Raw genomic sequence first — 15541 nt, 5'->3', positions numbered from 1 at the left:
TGCCGAATCTGCTGCGGTTGGTCACCCGTTCTGTCGAGGAAGTCTCCACCATTTCGGCCATGACGCGCATCGAGACCATCGCAGTGCACGGCGGCCGCGACGACCTCGCGGAGCTGGGCGTGCACGCGCCTCCGATCGACCTGTCCACCACCTACCCCGTGCCTGACCAGGCGCTCGGCGGGGAGGCACTGGGTGAGTGGGCGACCGGCGCCGCACGGGCGGGCTCGCCCGTGTACGCGCGGCTGCACAACCCGACCGTGGCGCGGTTCGAGCAGGCGCTGGCGTCTCTCGAGCACACCGAGGCCGCGGTGGCGTTCGGCAGCGGCATGGCGGCGGTGACCGCGGTGATCCAGGCAGCGTGCGTGATGGCGGGAAAGCCGCACGTCGTGGCCGTGCGGCCGCTCTATGGCGGCACGGATCACCTGTTGTCGTCCGGTCTCCTGGGCGTCTCCACCACGTATGTAGAGGCAGGCCTGGTGTCCTCCGCGATCCGGCCGGACACCGGGCTGATCGTCGTCGAGACGCCGGCGAACCCGAACCTGGACCTGGTCGACATCGACCACGTCGTGCGCCAGGCCGGTTCGGTGCCGGTGATGGTCGACAACACCTTCGCGACGCCGATCCTGCAGAACCCGGTGCTGCACGGGGCCTCGTACGTGCTGCACTCCGGCACCAAGTACCTGGGCGGGCACGGTGACGTGCTCGGCGGCGTCGTGGCCTGCTCCGAGGACCGCGCGGCGGCGTTGCGGCAGGTCAGGATCATCACCGGCGCCGTGCTGCACCCGTTGGGCGGCTACCTGCTGCATCGCGGGCTGGCGACCCTGCCGTTGCGCGTCGAGGCCGCTTCCCGATCGGCCGCCGTGCTGGCTTCGCGGCTCGCCGAGCACGACGCGGTCGAGTTCGTGCGCTACCCGTCCGCGTCGCTGCAGATGCGGGGCACCGGCGCGATGATCGCGTTCGGCGTGCACGGCGACCCGACCGAGGTCGTGCGGCGGCTGCGGTTGATCACGCCGGCGGTGTCCTTGGGTTCGGTGGACACGTTGATCGAGCACCCGTGGGCGCTCACCCATCGCCTTGTCCCAGGAGAAGAACTGCGCGCTTCGGGCGTTCCGGAGAATTTGCTGCGCATTTCCATGGGACTTGAGCACGTGGAAGACATTTGGGACGACCTAAACGCGGCTCTCTGTGACGTCGATTACGTTAAGCCTTCCCCAGGTGATTACTTGGTGATGACCGCCACTCACTAAGGTCCCAACGCATCAGCGCGTCGGGGCGCGGGAGGTTCCGACGCGAGCATTTTTCCGTTTCGGAAGGAACCCCTCGTGAGTTCTGTGGAAACTGATGCGGACGGCTACACCAAGGCGCTGAGCAAGCGTCAGGTGCAGATGATCGCAATCGGTGGCGCGATCGGCGTCGGCCTCTTCCTGGGTGCGGGCGGACGCCTCGCCACAGCGGGGCCGTCGCTGATCCTGTCGTACGCGCTGTGCGGCCTCGCTGCCTTCTTCGTGATGAGGGCTTTGGGCGAGCTCGTCCTGCACAGGGCGGTCGCCGGCAGCTTCGTGGAGTACGCCCGCGAGTTCATCGGGCCGTGGGCCGGCTTCACGTCGGGCTGGATGTACTGGGTGAACTGGGCGATGACGGGCATCGCCGAGATCACCGCGGTCGCGATCTACATGCACAAGTGGTTCCCGGACCTGCCGCAGTGGATCACCGCGCTCGTCGCGCTCGTGGTCCTGGTCGCCATCAACATGTTGTCGGTCAAGCTGTTCGGTGAGCTGGAGTTCTGGTTCAGCGTCATCAAAGTCACGGCCATTGTCGTGTTCCTGGTTGTCGGCGCCAGCCTTGTCATCGGCAACGCCGAGATCGGCGGCACCACGGCTTCCGTCTCGAACACCCTGGGCCACGGCGGGCTCTTCCCCGCCGGCTTCGGTGTCGCGCTGATGACGCTGCAGGCGGTCGTGTTCGCCTATTCGGCCATCGAGCTCGTCGGTATCGCCGCAGGGGAGACCAAGGACCCCGAGAAGATCATGCCGCGCGCCATCAACGGTGTGGTGTACCGGATCGCGATCTTCTACGTCGGTTCCGTGCTGCTGCTGACGATGCTGCTGCCGTGGCACCACTTCACCGGTACTGAGTCGCCGTTCGTGACCGTGTTCTCGGCGCTGGGGATTCCGGCCGTCGGCGACATCATGAACGCGGTGGTGCTGACCGCGGCCTTGTCGTCGTGCAACTCGGGCCTGTACTCGACCGGGCGGATCCTGCGGTCGCTGGCGCAGAAGGGCGAGGCCCCGGCCTTCACCGGCAAGATGAACTCCCGGCACGTGCCCTACGGCGGGATCCTGTTCACCGGTGCCGCTTACCTGTTCGGCGTGGTGCTGAACTACATCGTGCCCAAGGAGGCCTTCGACATCGCGATCGCCGTCGCGTCGCTGGGTGTCGTGTCGACGTGGGCCACGTTGATCATCTGCCAGATGCGGTTGCGGAAGAAGGCGATGGCGGGCGAGCTCGTCCGGCCGTCGTACCGGATGCCGGGGGCGCCTTACACGTCCTGGGGAACGCTGGTGTTCCTCGCGCTGGTGATCGGGCAGATGGCGTTCGCGGGGACAGCCGAGAAGATCGCGTTCTGGTCGATTCCGGTGCTCGCGCTGGTGCTGTTCCTCGGGTGGCGGTACGTCAAGTCGCGTCAGCCGGCCGGACAGGCGCCGGAGCAGCTGGTCTCCGTCGACTGACACACCCGTTCAGATCACGAGCCGTCCCCTCACCGAGGGGGCGGCTCGCGGCTTTGTGCGCGGTGGGGTGTCACCCGGCCGGGCGGCTGGAGACGCGGCGAGCGGCGCGGGGGAGCAGCCTGGTTCCATGACAACGAGCCACATCGAGCACCGCGAGCACACCCACGTCCACGGCGAGGGTTGCGGACACGTCGGGGTGCCGCACAGCGACCACGTCGACTACGTCCACGACGGGCACATCCACCGCGAGCACGACGGTCATTTCGACGAGTGCGAACCGGACGGCCACAAAGAGCACGGGGCGCACGACCACGCCCACGGCGAGGGTTGCGGTCACGTGGCGGTCCCGCACGCAGATCACGTCGACTACGTCCACGACGGTCATCGCCACGCCGCGCACGGCGAGCACTACGACGAGCACTGAGCCTCGGGTGCCGGGCAGCGCCCCTGACCACCTCGAATAAGCTGGTGGCATGGTTGTCGCTGCCCCACCCGTCATCGGCGTGCTCGCCCTGCAGGGCGATGTTCAGGAGCACCTGGTCTCGCTCGCCAAGTGCGATGTCACCGCACGCCCCATCCGCCGCCCCGAAGAGCTCGACGAGCTGGACGGCATCGTCATCCCCGGCGGCGAGTCGACGACCATCAGCAAGCTGCTGGCGAACTTCGAGCTGCTGGAGCCCCTCCGCGCGAAGATCAAGACGGGCTTCCCCGCGTACGGGTCGTGCGCGGGCATGATCCTGCTGGCCAACAACGTGCTCGACGGCCGTGAGGACCAGTACCAGCTGGGCGGCCTCGACGTGACCGTGCGCCGCAACGCGTTCGGACGGCAGATCGACTCCTTCGAGACCGACCTGGACCTGGCAGGCGAAACGGTTCACGCCGTGTTCATCCGGGCACCTTGGGTGGAGGCGGTGAGCGGCGGCGTCGAGGTTCTCGCTACGGTGCCTGTCACGGCTGAAGCGGGGGACGCCGCCGGTAGGATCGTCGCGGTCAGGCAGGGCAACGTGCTGGCGACGGCGTTCCATCCGGAGCTCACGGGCGACGAGCGCGTTCACCGCCTGTTCGTTGACATGGTTCGCGGTTCGACGGAGGAGAAATGAGCGGCCACTCCAAGTGGGCGACCACCAAGCACAAGAAGGCCGCCATCGACGCCAAGCGCGGCAAGCTCTTCGCGCGGCTGATCAAGAACATCGAGGTGGCTGCCCGCACGGGCGGCGGCGACCCCGACGGCAACCCGACGCTCTTCGACGCGATCCAGAAGGCCCGCAAGAACTCGGTGCCGCTGGACAACATCGAGCGCGCCCGCAAGCGCGGCGGCGGTGAAGAGGCCGGCGGCGCCGACTGGCAGACCATCATGTACGAGGGCTACGGCCCGAACGGCGTCGCGGTGCTCATCGAGTGCCTCACGGACAACCGCAACCGCGCCGCGACCGAGGTCCGCACGGCGATGACCCGCAACGGCGGCTCGATGGCCGACCCCGGCTCGGTGTCGTACATGTTCAGCCGCAAGGGCGTCGTGATCGTCCCCAAGGCGGACACGTCCGAGGACGACGTGATGATGGCCGTCCTCGAGGCCGGTGCCGAGGAGGTCAACGACCTGGGCGAGGCCTTCGAGGTCGTGTCCGAGGCCGGCGACCTGATCCCGGTCCGCAAGGCGCTGCAGGACGCGGGCATCGACTACGAGTCGGCAGAGTCGAGCTTCCTCCCGTCGGTCTCGGTCCAGTTGGAGGCCGAGGGCGCGAAGAAGATCTTCAAGCTCATCGACGCGCTCGAGGACTGCGACGACGTGCAGAACGTCTTCGCGAACTTCGACGTGTCGGACGAGGTCATGGCCGAGGTCGGCTGACCGCCAGCTTCACGAACGCCGACCACGCATCTGCGCTGACGGGCAGATGGGTGGTCGGCGCTTTGCTGTCCCGGATGCCGACGCCATGGCCCACCTCGACGCAGTCCGCACCGCTACCGCTGTAGCTGCTCTTGCGCCAGCTCACCTCGACGCAGTCACCGCTGCTTCCGCTGTAGCTGCTCTTGCGCCAGACGGTCATTAGAAGCCCTCCAAGATGCTGTCGATCACCGCCCTCGATTCTTCCTCATCCAAGGCGACGGCATCGAGCCGCTTCACCGTGTTCTCGTAGATCTCGACGGTCTCCGTGTCGTCGAAGAACAGGCAGCAGTTGAGGCTCTCCAGGTAGACGACGGTCGGGAACTTGTGGAACTCCAGCAAGTAGAAGCCGCCTGACGTGCCTGCGTGGATGCCGATCGACGCCGGGATGACCCGGATGCTGATGTAGGTCCGCACCGACACCCTCAACAGGTGTGCGAGCTGTTCCCGCCAGACCTCGACGCCGCCCACCTGCAGCCGTAGTGCGTACTCGTGCACGTAGAAGACGAACTCACGGTCTCCGTTGAGGATCTTCGCTCTCGCACTCCGCGCTGCGGCGACCGCGGGGACGTCGGCCGCCTCGATCACCGGCGAGGCTTCGGTGACCACATGGGCGTATTCGGGGATCTGAAGCACGCCCGGCACCAACGTCAGCGACCAGGCGGTGATCTTCTTGGCGTTCTTCTCGTTCTCGATGAAGGTGTGGACCTGGTCTGGAACGCCGTCATCGGGGAACTGGAGCCAGCCCTTCTCGCCTGACTCCAGAAACAGCGCGATGAGGTGACGGCGCTCTTCGACGGTGGCGTGGCAGTACGCGAGCAGTTCGCGGACCTCGGCCTCGTCGACACCGCCTTTGCCGGCGAGCAGGTCGGAGATCTTTGCTTCGTGCCAGCCGAGCAGCTCGGCGACTCTGCGCTGGGTCAGGCCGGTCCGTTCGATGATCTTGCGGACGCCGTTGCCGAACTCTCGGCCCACCACGCTGGATGACCTCTTGGGCATGGAGGAACGCTAGAAGTCGAAGCGGGTTGGACTCCATCGTTTCCGGTCAAATCTGCCTGAAGGTGGGAGCCTTGGAGCAGCTCTAAGCAGGCATAAGGCACTGCGGAGGTGCCGTAGGGTGGAGTTCGTGCTTTCCGACGAAGACATCGAGCTGCGGGCCAGGCTGCTCTCCGCTGCCGACCTGCACGGCCACACGAACATCGTCGTGAACCCGGACTCCGAGGGCGCGGGGTACGTGTTCTCGGTCGGCGCGTGGCGGCGGTTCGGCGTGGCCGAGGCGGTCGTGATCGGGCTTCCGCAGGGCATGGGCGAGAACCTGATCAACCTCTACGTGAAGCGGGCGAGCAGCGGCGAGCGGTTCGTGCCGGGGCAGCTCTACCACGACTTCTTCGAGGGTGTTCCCGTCACGTTCGAGCGGGTCTACAAGGGTTTCTACCCGGAGTTCTTCGGCAGCGCCTACCTGCTCTACGACGGGTCGGACTTCGCGGCGGTGCAGATCATCGTGCCCACACCGCAGGGGCAGTGGCCGTGGCAGCCCAATGCGCCGGAAGGGTTCCACGACCACCAGCTGATCCTGACCGAAAGCGGTGTGCCGGAGAGCTGGACGCCTGGGGTCACCGGGCCGTGACCGTCCACATCGGACCACTCGGGGTGGAACACGCCGGTGAGGTCCTGACCGTGCAGAAGGCCGCGTACGTGAGCGAGGCCAAGCGCTACGCCATGTGGGAGCTCCCGCCGCTGACTGAGACGCTCGACGAGATCAGGCGGCACATCGAGTCCGGCCAGCCGGCGATCGGGGCGTGGGACGGGCATCGGCTCGTGGGCAGCGTCAGGGGCAAGGCCGACGGCGAACGCATGGAGGTCGCGCGGTTGTCCGTCGCGCCGGACATGGGTGGGCGCGGCACCGGCAGAAGGCTGCTGGAGGCCGTCACGGGAGCCGCGCCGGCAGGCGTGCGCGTGGTGTGGCTGTTCACCGGCGGGGACAGCGTGCAGAGCCTCTGGCTGTACGAGAGCGCCGGGTTCACCAGGGTGGACGAGCGGCAGGACGACTTCGGGATCCGTGTCACATTGGAGAAGAAGGCCATCTGACGTTCAGGGCCTGGTCACGGGAGCCTGGCAGGGTCCTGAAGTGGTCCACCCATGGCCAACCACCGGTGCGGACGTCGATCACACGTCGGCTGATCCGTCCGGCACCCGCCAGCCCCGGCGCATCCGGCGCCGGGGCTTGCGCTGTTGTTGGGGGAGGCACGTTGTCCGGAGCTCGTTGTCCACTCATCACGCTCCGACACCGGACAACGATCAACCTGTAGAAATGCGGTGCGGCCGACCGGTCCGGGGGGATCCGGGAACACCGCGATCGGGGGAGGAGCGCCCCGCCTCGCAGGAGGCGGAGGGGGATGCGAAGCGGGGCGCTTCAAGTACCTAGTTCTCGTTCAGGAACTTCTGGGCCAGGGACTCGCCGGTCGAGACGGCCTTGCCGTGGTCCTCGATCGGGGACACCTTCGAGTTCTTGAAGTAGAGGTAGTGCACCGGGCCGTCGGTCCCGCCGTTCTTCGGGTTCGGGTTGATGCCCAGGTTCACCGCGGACGCGTAGGAGGCCTCACCGATGATGCTGGCCGGGCCCGTGTCGCCGACCACCACGTAGTCGACCTTGTTGTTGTAGATGATCGCGACAACGCCACCGCCCTGGATGCCGAACTTGCGGTAGTCCCACGTGCCGCTCGGCGAAGGCACCACCACGAACGGGAGCTTGTCCGCGACCAGCGGCTTGCCCTTCGAGTCGTGGAAGGCGGTGTCGGGTTGGAACCACGGGTCGGTGTTCTTGTTGCACTTCGCGGTGGGCTGGCCATCGCAGTCGATGTCCATGTCGGCCTTGTACCAAACGGCGCCGTTCTTGCCGCAGACCGGGATGGTCGCGGCGGTCCCGGAGTCGCTGCGGTACTTGCCGCTGGAGATCTGCTGGCACGACGTCAGCTTGGCCAGCAGCTGCGAGGCGCTGGGGCCGGCGGCCTGGGCGGCGGGAGAAGCCAGGAGGGAAGCCACGAGCGCGGACACGGCGAAGAGCCCTGGGGCGAGCTTGCGCATTGCCACCTCTTTCGACAGGGAACTTTCCTGACTGAAAGCGGCGGTGGCATCACTCTGCGCAACTCAAGTCATGGGTGTCAAGGCGCTAAGGCTTACGTCCCAGAAGTCCTATCAGCCGTGTTTGGTCGTCCGCGTCCGCGGCAACCGGTACCGGGGTGTCGAACAGCGGACTTTCACTCCACTCGTCGATGCTGCGTTCGACGTACCGCAGAACGGTCGAGGCGAGCTCAGGATCGATCCGCTCGTCCGCGCCGATCGAGCGCGCCAGATCCCACGCGTGCACGGCGAGGTCCGTGGTCATCTGCCAGCAGTACTCCTCGGCGTCGATCGTCCCGGACGACACGCTCACGGGTTTCGACAACGCGGACGGCTCCAGCCACGCCTCGCGCGCCGCCGCGGCCGCGACCACCCAGGACACCAGCGGGTCGTCGCCGAGGTTGTCGTGGTCGAACCGGTCGCCGACCTGCTCGACCGTGCATCCCGCGAGCAGCTCGGGGGCCCAGAGCTGTTCGTAGACGAGGTGACCGACGAGGTCTCTGACCGACCACTCCCGGCAGGGAGTGCCGAGCGCCCACTGGTCCGGTGCGATCTTCCGCACCCGCCGGTCGAACTCCGTCATCGCCACACCGTGCGCCTGGATCAAGTCCATCCCAGCAGTGCATCAAATCCCGCTCGATCGCGCACCCCGGCATGAGAGTTGGGCCACTCGGACGCAACCCCGATTTCAAACAGTACGAGCGTTCGGCGTAATGTGCACCGGATCCGCCGTGACAACGTTGACACGAGAGGACGACGGACGTGAGCGCCCCTAGCGCCAGCATCTCCGAGCAGGACAAAGGTTTCTTCGGTCACCCCCGAGGCCTTTCCACGCTCTTCTTCACCGAACTCTGGGAACGGTTCTCGTTCTACGGGATGAAGGCCATCCTCGGCCTCTACCTGTGGACAGCCGTGTCCGAGGGTGGCCTCGGCATCGACAAGGCGCTCGCGCTGTCCGTCGTCGCCATCTACGGCACCGCGGTCTACATGTCCGGTGTCGCGGGCGGATGGCTCGCCGACCGCGTCTGGGGCGGCCAGCGCGCCACGTTCTACGGCGGCGTGCTGATCATGTGCGGCCACATCGCGCTGGCGCTGCCCATCGGCATCGCGGGCGTGTACCTCGGCCTGATCTTCATCGTCATCGGCACCGGCCTCCTCAAGCCGAACATCTCCACCGTCGTCGGCGGCCTCTACGAGCAGCACGACGCACGTCGTGACGCCGGCTTCACGATCTTCTACATGGCGATCAACATCGGCGGCTTCGTCTCGCCGCTGATCACGGGTGCGCTCGCGGACGGCATCGGCTTCCACGCCGGTTTCGCCGTCGCCGCGGTCGGCATGGCGCTCGGCCTGATCCAGTACCGCATCGGCCGCAAGAACCTGCGCGGCTCGGCCGCCGTGGCGCCGAACCCGTTGCCCGTGCAGGAGAAGGGCCGCATCTACGGCCTCATCGGTGGCATCGTGGTCGCGATCGGCGCGCTGGGCGTCGTCTCGTACCTGCTCGGTGGCGTCGAGGGCGTCATCCTGATGATCAGCATCATGTCGATCGTGCTGCCGATCACGTACTTCACCGTGATGTACCGCAGCAAGAAGACGTTGCCGGAGGAGAAGCCGCGCGTCCTCGCGTACATCCCGCTGTTCATCGCGGCGGCGATGTTCTGGCTGATCTTCGAGCAGAGCGCGTCGGTCATCGCGGAGTTCGCCGACTCGCACGTCGACAACCACGTGTTCGGCTGGGCGTTCCCGGTCGCCTGGTTCCAGTCGATCAACCCGATCATGATCATCGTGCTCGCGCCGGTCTTCGCGTGGCTGTGGCTGAAGCTCGCCGACCGCGCACCGGGCACGCCGCGCAAGTTCGCCGGCGCGCTCGTGCTGGTCGGTCTGTCGTTCGTGCTCATGTACTTCGCGAGCAACTCGGCGGCCGACGGCAAGGTGACGCCGCTCTGGCTCGTGCTGATGTTCCTGATCATGACCTGCGGTGAGCTCATGCTGTCGCCGGTCGGCCTGTCGGTGACGACGAAGCTGGCGCCGAAGGCGTTCGCATCGCAGACGATGAGCCTGTGGTTCCTCGCGGTCTCGGCCGGTACCGGCGTGGCCGCGCAGCTCGTGAAGTTCTACACGACGAGCCCGTCGGCGTACTTCTTCACGCTGGGCGGCGCGGCGATCGTCCTCGGTGCCGCGCTGGCCGTCGCTGCACCCGCGATCCGGAAGCTGATGGCCGGAGTCGAGTAGAGGGGCACGCTGACACAAGGCGAGAGGGAGGCCCGTCGCGGCGGCGGTGCGGCGGGTCTCCCTCTCGCCTTCAAGAATGCACTACGCAGATGTGTCATTGGGGCACGAACATTGCTCCAGCCGGGTGAAGTCGAGCACGTGCTGCGACGGATTTCGCGCCATGTCAGCTGTTCTTCACCGCCAGTGACCGTTTGGTTTCGTTCGCCCGAACCGGAAGTCGCAACGCGCCGCGGATGAGCTTCGACCTCCGCCGCGCCACCGGGCCGTCCGGCGCGAGGTTCGGGAAGCGCTTGAACAACTCGTGCAACGCGACCGCGCCCTCGATGCGGCTCAGCCCCGCGCCGATGCAGTAGTGGATGCCCGCGCTGAACGCGAGGTGCTCGCGCGCGTTGGACCGCGTCGGGTCGAACTTCAGCGGGTCGGAGAACACCCGCGGGTCGCGGTTCGCCGCCGCCAGCATGAGCATGACCGGCATTCCCTTCGGGAGCGACACTCCCGCCAGCTCAAGGCGTTCCTTCGGCCACCGGATCGTGTACTGCACGGGCGGGTCGAGCCGCAGCACCTCTTCCACGAACCCCTCGGCGTACTCGGGGCTCTGCGCGAGCGGCGCGACGGTGTGCGGGTTCTCGAAGGCCTTCAGCACACCGTTGCTGATCAGGTTCACCGTCGTCTCGAACCCGGCGAACAACAACAACCCAGTGGTGGCAACGAGATCCTCACGGCTGAGGTCGTCGTGCTGCGTCACCAGGTGACTGACGATGTCGTCCTGCGGGTTGCGGCGGCGTTCGTCCATCAGGCCGTCGATGAAGTCGTTGTACTCGATGATCGTGGCGTGCAGGTTCTTGAGCTGCTTGTGCGACCACACGCCGTCGAGCGTCTCCGCGAGCGCACTGCCCCAGCGCGCAAAGGTTTCCTTGTGGTCGTCCGGCACGCCCAGCAGGTCCGCGATGACCTGGATCGGCACCTGCGAGGCGAACTCGCTCACGACGTCGAACCGGCCGTCCAGCCGGTCGAGGTACTGGGTCACGATCTTCTGGATCGACTCGGTGCGGTCCTTCAGCGCCCTGGGCGTGAAGAACGGCTGCACGAGCTTGCGCAACCTGGTGTGGTTGGGCGGGTTCATCATCAGGAACGAGTCCTGCACCGGGTTGACGATCTTCTCGCCGTCCTTGATCAGCGTGATCGGCACCATCGACGCCTCGTCGAAGGTCGCGGTGATGAACCTGTTGTCCCGCAACACCGAGTCGCAGATCTCGCGCGACGGCGTGACGTACGCGCCCATCCGGCTGCGCACCATGTCGCCCTTCGCGCGCACCTTCTCGTACATCGGGTACGGGTCGCGGTCCGGCGGCGAGGCGATGACGCCCGCGTACGGGTCACCAAGCAGCGCGTAGCCGCGAACGAGCGTGCGCAGCGCGAAGAACTGAGCGGTGGTCTTCAGCGTGGACGGCATGCCTCCACATTGCGTGGTAAGTGAAGAACCTTCAAGAGTTGCGACGGTGTCGCCGCACGGTTTCTTCCACCAGATCGAGAACGGGTTCCATGTCGTCGGCCGGGAGCCCCATCGCGAGGTGCGACACCAGGCCCTCCAGCACGAGCTCCAGGAAGCTCGTCAGGACGCTCACGTCGACGTCGTCGCGCAGGTTGCCGGCTTCGCGCTGCCGGATGAGACGTTGCCTCGTGGCGGCCGTCAGCTGTTCGCTCCGCTCGGCCCACCTCGCCCGGAAGTCGGGGTCCGTGCGCAGCCGGCGGGACACCTCGAGACGCGTGCCGAGCCAGTCGGCGGCGTGCTCCTCGTCCCTTTTCTCCGGTTCGTCGAGAAGGTCGCGCATGACCTGGACGAGGCCCTGTTCCGCGACGACGTCGGCCATTCGCAGGGCGTCGTCCTCCGCGAGCGCGAGGAACAGCGACTCCTTGTCGCGGAAGTGGTGGAAGATCGCACCGCGGGAGAGTCCCGTCGCCTCTTCCAGGCGGCGTACCGTGGCACCCTCGTAGCCGTGGCGCGCGAAACAGGAACGCGCGCCGTCGAGAATCTGACGGCGGCGGGCGTCTAGGTGGTCCTGACTGACCCTGGGCACCCGTGAATGGTCGCAGGGGGAGGGCGGGAAATCCAATCCGTACGTACGGATTGGACACGTCCGTCCGTGTGATCTTCGCTCGTGATCCTTTCGTGTGGATCATTGGGCGGGCCTGCGCGAACGCGCGCGGCGCCACCAATATCCTCCACCGCCATGGAGACCCAGGAGTTCACCAAGCTGTCGACGCTCGCCGAGCGTCTCGGGTGGCAGCGGCGTGAGTCCACAGGCGTCCACGTGGTCGATCTGCTGCTCAGTCGCACGGTCTCCGATCTCATCGCCGCTCTGGCGGAGAACCGGGATCGGTAACGGGCTGCGGGTAAGCGCTTTCCCGCAGTTCTCGGAGGGGGTTGACTCCGGATGTCACGCGATGGTGTGATCTGCGCGACAGTTAGGAAAGTTTCTATCCAATAGCTGAACCCGCCGCCGCTCTGAGTGATCCCCCCTACCCGTCTTGTGGGAGGCACAACAGTGGCACCGAACAGAAGCCGGGCGTTACGCGCGCTCGGCACGATGGGTGTTGCCTGTACAACAGCCATCGCAGTGATGTCGGTACCGGAATCGGCCCTCGCGGCGCCGGTCAGGTACGAAGCGGAGAGCGCGACGATCACGCAGGGCGTGGTCGAGTCGAACCACGCGGGATTCTCCGGCACCGGTTTCGTCAACTTCGACAACGTCGCGGGAAGCGCGGTCGAGTTCACCGTGAACGCGTCGAAGGCGGGTCAGGCGAAGCTGGTCTTCCGCTACGCCAACGGAACCGCGGACAACCGGCCGGTCGACGTGAACGTCAACGGCGGCCTCGCGGTCGACGAGCGCGCCTTCGCGGGCACGGGCGCGTGGACGACGTGGACGTCCGTCGAGAACACCGTGAACCTGAACGCGGGCTCGAACACGATCAGGCTGACGGCCACCGGTGCCACGGGCGGTCCGAACCTCGACTACGTCGAACTCGACGAGATCGGCAACCTTCCCGCTCTCGAGCAGGAAGCGGAGAACGCGACGATCTCGCAGGGCGTCGTGGAGTCGAACCACGCGGGCTTCTCCGGCACGGGCTTCGTCAACTACAACAACGTGGCCGGCTCCTACATCGAGTACACGATCAACGCGGAGGCTGGTGGCGAGCACGACCTCACGTTCCGCTACGCCAACGGAACGACGGCCGACCGCCCCGTTTCGGTGACCGTCGACGGTGCTTCCGCGCAGACCGTCTCGTTCCCCGGCACCGGTGCGTGGACGACGTGGCAGACGCGCACCGCGAAGGTGACGCTGAAGGCGGGTCTGAACAAGATCCGCGCGACCGCGACGACCGCGAACGGTGGCCCGAACGCGGACAAGCTGACCGCCGTCCTGGTCGGCCCGCCGGACACCGAGGCGCCGACGCCGCCGAAGAACCTGCAGTTCGTCAGCTCGACGCACAACTCCGTGTCGCTGAAGTGGGAAGCGGCCACGGACAACGTCGGTGTCACCGGCTATGACATCTACCAGCACGGCCAGCTCGTCACGAGCGTCGGCAACGTGCTGGAGGCGACCGCGACCGGTCTGCAGCCCGACACCGAGTACGACTGGACCGTGTTCGCGAAGGACCGCGCGGGCAACGTCTCGCAGGCCTCGAACAACGTGCCCGGCCGCACGAAGCCCGCCCCGCCGGACACCGAACCGCCGACGACGCCGTCGAACCTGCGCTCCACCGGCACGACCGAGACGAGCGCGTCGATCGCGTGGAATCCCTCGACCGACAACGTCGCGGTGACGTCGTACGAGATCTACGTCGACGGCACCCGCAAGCAGAGCGCCGACGGCAACACCACCACCGCGACCATCGCCGGCCTGACCAAGGACCAGGCGTACAAGGTCAAGGTCAGTGCGAAGGACAGGGTCGGCAACGAGTCCCAGTTCTCCAACGAGATCACCGTGACGCCGACCGCCGGTGGGCCGAAGGGCGTGCCGAACCCCGGCACCGTCAACCAGATCGTCGGCGGCGTCGACGTGGCGTGGGGCGTCGCGTTCCTGCCGGACGGGTCGGCGCTCGTGACCGAGCGCGAGACGTTCAACGTCCTGCGCGTGACCGAGTCGGGCAGCAAGACCGTCGTCGGCAAGGTGCCCGGCGCTGTCGGTACCGGCGGTGAGGGCGGTGCCATGGGCATCGAGATCTCGCCGAACTGGGCGTCCGACCGGTTCATCTACGTCTACCACACCTATTCCGGCGGAAACCGGCTGGTCAGGGCGCAGTTCGACGGCGCGCAGCTGTCCGGATGGACCACGTTGCTCGACGGCGTGCCGAAGAACCGGTTCCACAACGGCGGCCGCCTGCGCTTCAGCCCCGATGGCCGTCACCTGTTCATCTCCACCGGTGACGCGCAGAACGGCTCCAACGCGCAGAACATGAACAACAACGCGGGCAAGATCCTGCGGATCAACCCCGACGGCTCCATTCCCGCCGACAACCCGTTCCCCGGCAAGGCGATCTGGAGCTACGGCCACCGCAACGTCCAGGGCCTCGACTTCGACTCGCAGGGCCGCCTGTGGGCCTCGGAGTTCGGCAACTCGTCGCAGGACGAGGTCAACCTGATCACCAAGGGCGGCAACTACGGCTGGCCAGGCTGTGAGGGCACGTCCGGTTCCTGCTCCGGCACCATCCCGCCGAAGAAGACCTGGTCGGTGTCGGCCGCGTCGCCGTCCGGTCTGACGATCATCAACGACCACGTGTTCGTGGCGACCACGCGCGGCGCACGGGTTTACCGGATGCGGATCGACTCGTCCGCCAACCTCGTCGACCAGCAGATCTACTTCCAGGGCACCTACGGCCGGCTGCGCACGGTCGAGGTCGACAAGGAAGGCGACATCTGGCTGACCACGTCGGCGGACAAGGACGGGTCGGCGAACAACGACCGCATCCTGCACGTCGACATCGTGTACGAGGGCGGCGGTGGCGGCGGGTTCGCGCTGACGTCCTCGGCCTTCGCGGACAACGCGATGATCCCGGCCAAGTACACGTGCGCCGGTGACGGCTCGCCGGGCCAGGACCCGTCGCCGCCGTTCGCGTGGACCGAGTCCTCCGGGGCGCAGGCCTACGCGATCGTGTTCGCCGACCGCGTGAACAACGGCAACAAGCTGCACTGGGCGATCTGGGACGTTCCGGCTGCTTCCCGTTCGTTGCCGGAGAATCTCGGCGCCGGCTTCAACGTGCCCGGCCAGGGTTCGGCGAAGCAGAAGGCGATGGGGTCCGGTGCGAATTCGCAGAAGTTCTTCGGACCGTGTCCCGGTGGCTCCACCAACCCGTACACGTTCACGTTGTACGCGTTGAACACCGCCACGGTTCCCGGAATCACTTCTTCGTCGACGATGGCTCAGATCGAGACGGCCATCAAGAACGCGTCCACCGCCAACACGGTGTTGCGCGGACGTTCGAACGCCAGCTCGTAAACCGAGGTCGTGAGGGTGGTTGCGGTCGTCATGGCGGCCGCAACCACCCTTGCTCCGGACCGAATTTTCGCACTCACTCA

Annotated in this window: 16 protein-coding genes; 10 read left to right on the top strand and 6 right to left on the bottom strand. The window is 66.8% G+C overall.

The genetic code is table 11. The features are described 5' to 3' along the window. Positions 1-59: 59 nt before the first annotated feature. The 5 genes from FXN61_RS08335 (at position 60) to FXN61_RS08315 (ending at position 4575) form a co-directional block, all read left to right on the top strand. A complete protein-coding gene (locus tag FXN61_RS08335; RefSeq protein ID WP_167971865.1) occupies positions 60-1247 on the top strand; it encodes a trans-sulfuration enzyme family protein in 1188 nt (395 codons plus the stop codon). Positions 1248-1385: 138 nt separating this feature from the next. Continuing rightward, on the top strand, positions 1386-2729 hold the full coding sequence (locus FXN61_RS08330; protein WP_246291044.1) for an amino acid permease: 1344 nt from the start codon (positions 1386-1388) through the stop codon (positions 2727-2729). 127 nt (positions 2730-2856) lie between these two features. After that, positions 2857-3153, top strand: a complete 297-nt coding sequence (locus tag FXN61_RS08325; RefSeq protein ID WP_167971862.1) for a hypothetical protein — start codon at positions 2857-2859, stop codon at positions 3151-3153. Between the two features lie 49 nt (positions 3154-3202). After that, entirely contained in the window at positions 3203-3829 is a 627-nt protein-coding gene (gene pdxT / locus FXN61_RS08320) for a pyridoxal 5'-phosphate synthase glutaminase subunit PdxT (protein WP_167971860.1), read from the top strand. Next, a complete protein-coding gene (locus FXN61_RS08315) occupies positions 3826-4575 on the top strand; it encodes a YebC/PmpR family DNA-binding transcriptional regulator (protein WP_167971858.1) in 750 nt (249 codons plus the stop codon). Before pdxT ends, FXN61_RS08315 begins: the two co-directional genes overlap by 4 nt. Here FXN61_RS08315 and FXN61_RS08310 read toward each other — a convergent pair. Both FXN61_RS08310 and FXN61_RS08305 read right to left on the bottom strand, forming a co-directional pair. After that, complete coding sequence (locus tag FXN61_RS08310) at positions 4556-4774, bottom strand: DUF397 domain-containing protein (RefSeq protein ID WP_167971855.1); 219 nt, start codon at positions 4772-4774, stop codon at positions 4556-4558. The genes FXN61_RS08315 and FXN61_RS08310 overlap by 20 nt on opposite strands. After that, complete coding sequence (locus FXN61_RS08305) at positions 4774-5610, bottom strand: helix-turn-helix domain-containing protein (protein ID WP_167971853.1); 837 nt, start codon at positions 5608-5610, stop codon at positions 4774-4776. The genes FXN61_RS08310 and FXN61_RS08305 overlap by 1 nt, the downstream gene beginning before the upstream one ends. 118 nt (positions 5611-5728) lie before the next feature. Between FXN61_RS08305 and FXN61_RS08300 the strand changes: the two genes are divergently transcribed. Beyond that, positions 5729-6238 carry a DUF4262 domain-containing protein gene (locus FXN61_RS08300; RefSeq protein WP_312877601.1) on the top strand — a complete coding sequence of 170 codons (510 nt, stop codon included), beginning with the start codon at positions 5729-5731 and terminating at the stop codon, positions 6236-6238. Further along, positions 6235-6699: a GNAT family N-acetyltransferase gene (locus FXN61_RS08295; RefSeq protein ID WP_223165345.1), complete on the top strand. Its 465-nt coding sequence runs from the start codon at positions 6235-6237 to the stop codon at positions 6697-6699. The genes FXN61_RS08300 and FXN61_RS08295 overlap by 4 nt, the downstream gene beginning before the upstream one ends. A 333-nt stretch (positions 6700-7032) precedes the next feature. Here FXN61_RS08295 and FXN61_RS08290 read toward each other — a convergent pair whose 3' ends face one another. Then, positions 7033-7695, bottom strand: a complete 663-nt coding sequence (locus FXN61_RS08290; RefSeq protein ID WP_167971851.1) for a glycoside hydrolase family 75 protein — start codon at positions 7693-7695, stop codon at positions 7033-7035. Positions 7696-7780: 85 nt separating this feature from the next. Continuing rightward, a complete protein-coding gene (locus tag FXN61_RS08285; RefSeq protein WP_167971848.1) occupies positions 7781-8344 on the bottom strand; it encodes a TIGR03086 family metal-binding protein in 564 nt (187 codons plus the stop codon). 149 nt (positions 8345-8493) lie between these two features. Here FXN61_RS08285 and FXN61_RS08280 point away from each other — a divergent pair, with 149 nt between their 5' ends. Beyond that, on the top strand, positions 8494-9963 hold the full coding sequence (locus tag FXN61_RS08280; protein ID WP_167971845.1) for a peptide MFS transporter: 1470 nt from the start codon (positions 8494-8496) through the stop codon (positions 9961-9963). 163 nt (positions 9964-10126) lie between these two features. Here FXN61_RS08280 and FXN61_RS08275 read toward each other — a convergent pair whose 3' ends face one another. Both FXN61_RS08275 and FXN61_RS08270 read right to left on the bottom strand, forming a co-directional pair. Further along, positions 10127-11416, bottom strand: coding sequence for a cytochrome P450 (locus FXN61_RS08275; RefSeq protein WP_167971843.1), 1290 nt, complete (start codon positions 11414-11416; stop codon positions 10127-10129). Positions 11417-11447: 31 nt separating this feature from the next. Continuing rightward, positions 11448-12041 carry a TetR/AcrR family transcriptional regulator gene (locus FXN61_RS08270; RefSeq protein WP_167971841.1) on the bottom strand — a complete coding sequence of 198 codons (594 nt, stop codon included), beginning with the start codon at positions 12039-12041 and terminating at the stop codon, positions 11448-11450. 153 nt (positions 12042-12194) lie between these two features. Here FXN61_RS08270 and FXN61_RS08265 point away from each other — a divergent pair, with 153 nt between their 5' ends. Next, positions 12195-12347, top strand: a complete 153-nt coding sequence (locus FXN61_RS08265; protein ID WP_167971839.1) for a hypothetical protein — start codon at positions 12195-12197, stop codon at positions 12345-12347. Positions 12348-12584: 237 nt separating this feature from the next. Then, on the top strand, positions 12585-15461 hold the full coding sequence (locus tag FXN61_RS08260; protein WP_246291015.1) for a PQQ-dependent sugar dehydrogenase: 2877 nt from the start codon (positions 12585-12587) through the stop codon (positions 15459-15461). Positions 15462-15541: the final 80 nt, after the last annotated feature.

The sequence above is a fragment of the Lentzea indica genome, from assembly GCF_012184385.1.
Taxonomy (GTDB): Bacteria; Actinomycetota; Actinomycetes; order Mycobacteriales; family Pseudonocardiaceae; genus Lentzea; species Lentzea indica.
This window is presented reverse-complemented; position numbering and strand designations above follow the sequence as displayed.

Excerpts from the sequence above, each read along its gene's own strand:
- FXN61_RS08315 (WP_167971858.1), top strand. The coding sequence starts at position 3,826 with ATGAGCGGCCACTCCAAGTGGGCGACCACCAAGCACAAGAAGGCCGCC.
- FXN61_RS08310 (WP_167971855.1), bottom strand. The coding sequence starts at position 4,774 with ATGACCGTCTGGCGCAAGAGCAGCTACAGCGGAAGCAGCGGTGACTGC.
- FXN61_RS08325 (WP_167971862.1), top strand. The coding sequence starts at position 2,857 with ATGACAACGAGCCACATCGAGCACCGCGAGCACACCCACGTCCACGGC.
- pdxT (WP_167971860.1), top strand. The coding sequence starts at position 3,203 with ATGGTTGTCGCTGCCCCACCCGTCATCGGCGTGCTCGCCCTGCAGGGC.
- FXN61_RS08260 (WP_246291015.1), top strand. The coding sequence starts at position 12,585 with ATGTCGGTACCGGAATCGGCCCTCGCGGCGCCGGTCAGGTACGAAGCG.
- FXN61_RS08335 (WP_167971865.1), top strand. The coding sequence starts at position 60 with ATGACGCGCATCGAGACCATCGCAGTGCACGGCGGCCGCGACGACCTC.
- FXN61_RS08330 (WP_246291044.1), top strand. The coding sequence starts at position 1,386 with ATGATCGCAATCGGTGGCGCGATCGGCGTCGGCCTCTTCCTGGGTGCG.
- FXN61_RS08305 (WP_167971853.1), bottom strand. The coding sequence starts at position 5,610 with ATGCCCAAGAGGTCATCCAGCGTGGTGGGCCGAGAGTTCGGCAACGGC.
- FXN61_RS08265 (WP_167971839.1), top strand. The coding sequence starts at position 12,195 with ATGGAGACCCAGGAGTTCACCAAGCTGTCGACGCTCGCCGAGCGTCTC.
- FXN61_RS08285 (WP_167971848.1), bottom strand. The coding sequence starts at position 8,344 with ATGGACTTGATCCAGGCGCACGGTGTGGCGATGACGGAGTTCGACCGG.
- FXN61_RS08275 (WP_167971843.1), bottom strand. The coding sequence starts at position 11,416 with ATGCCGTCCACGCTGAAGACCACCGCTCAGTTCTTCGCGCTGCGCACG.
- FXN61_RS08290 (WP_167971851.1), bottom strand. The coding sequence starts at position 7,695 with ATGCGCAAGCTCGCCCCAGGGCTCTTCGCCGTGTCCGCGCTCGTGGCT.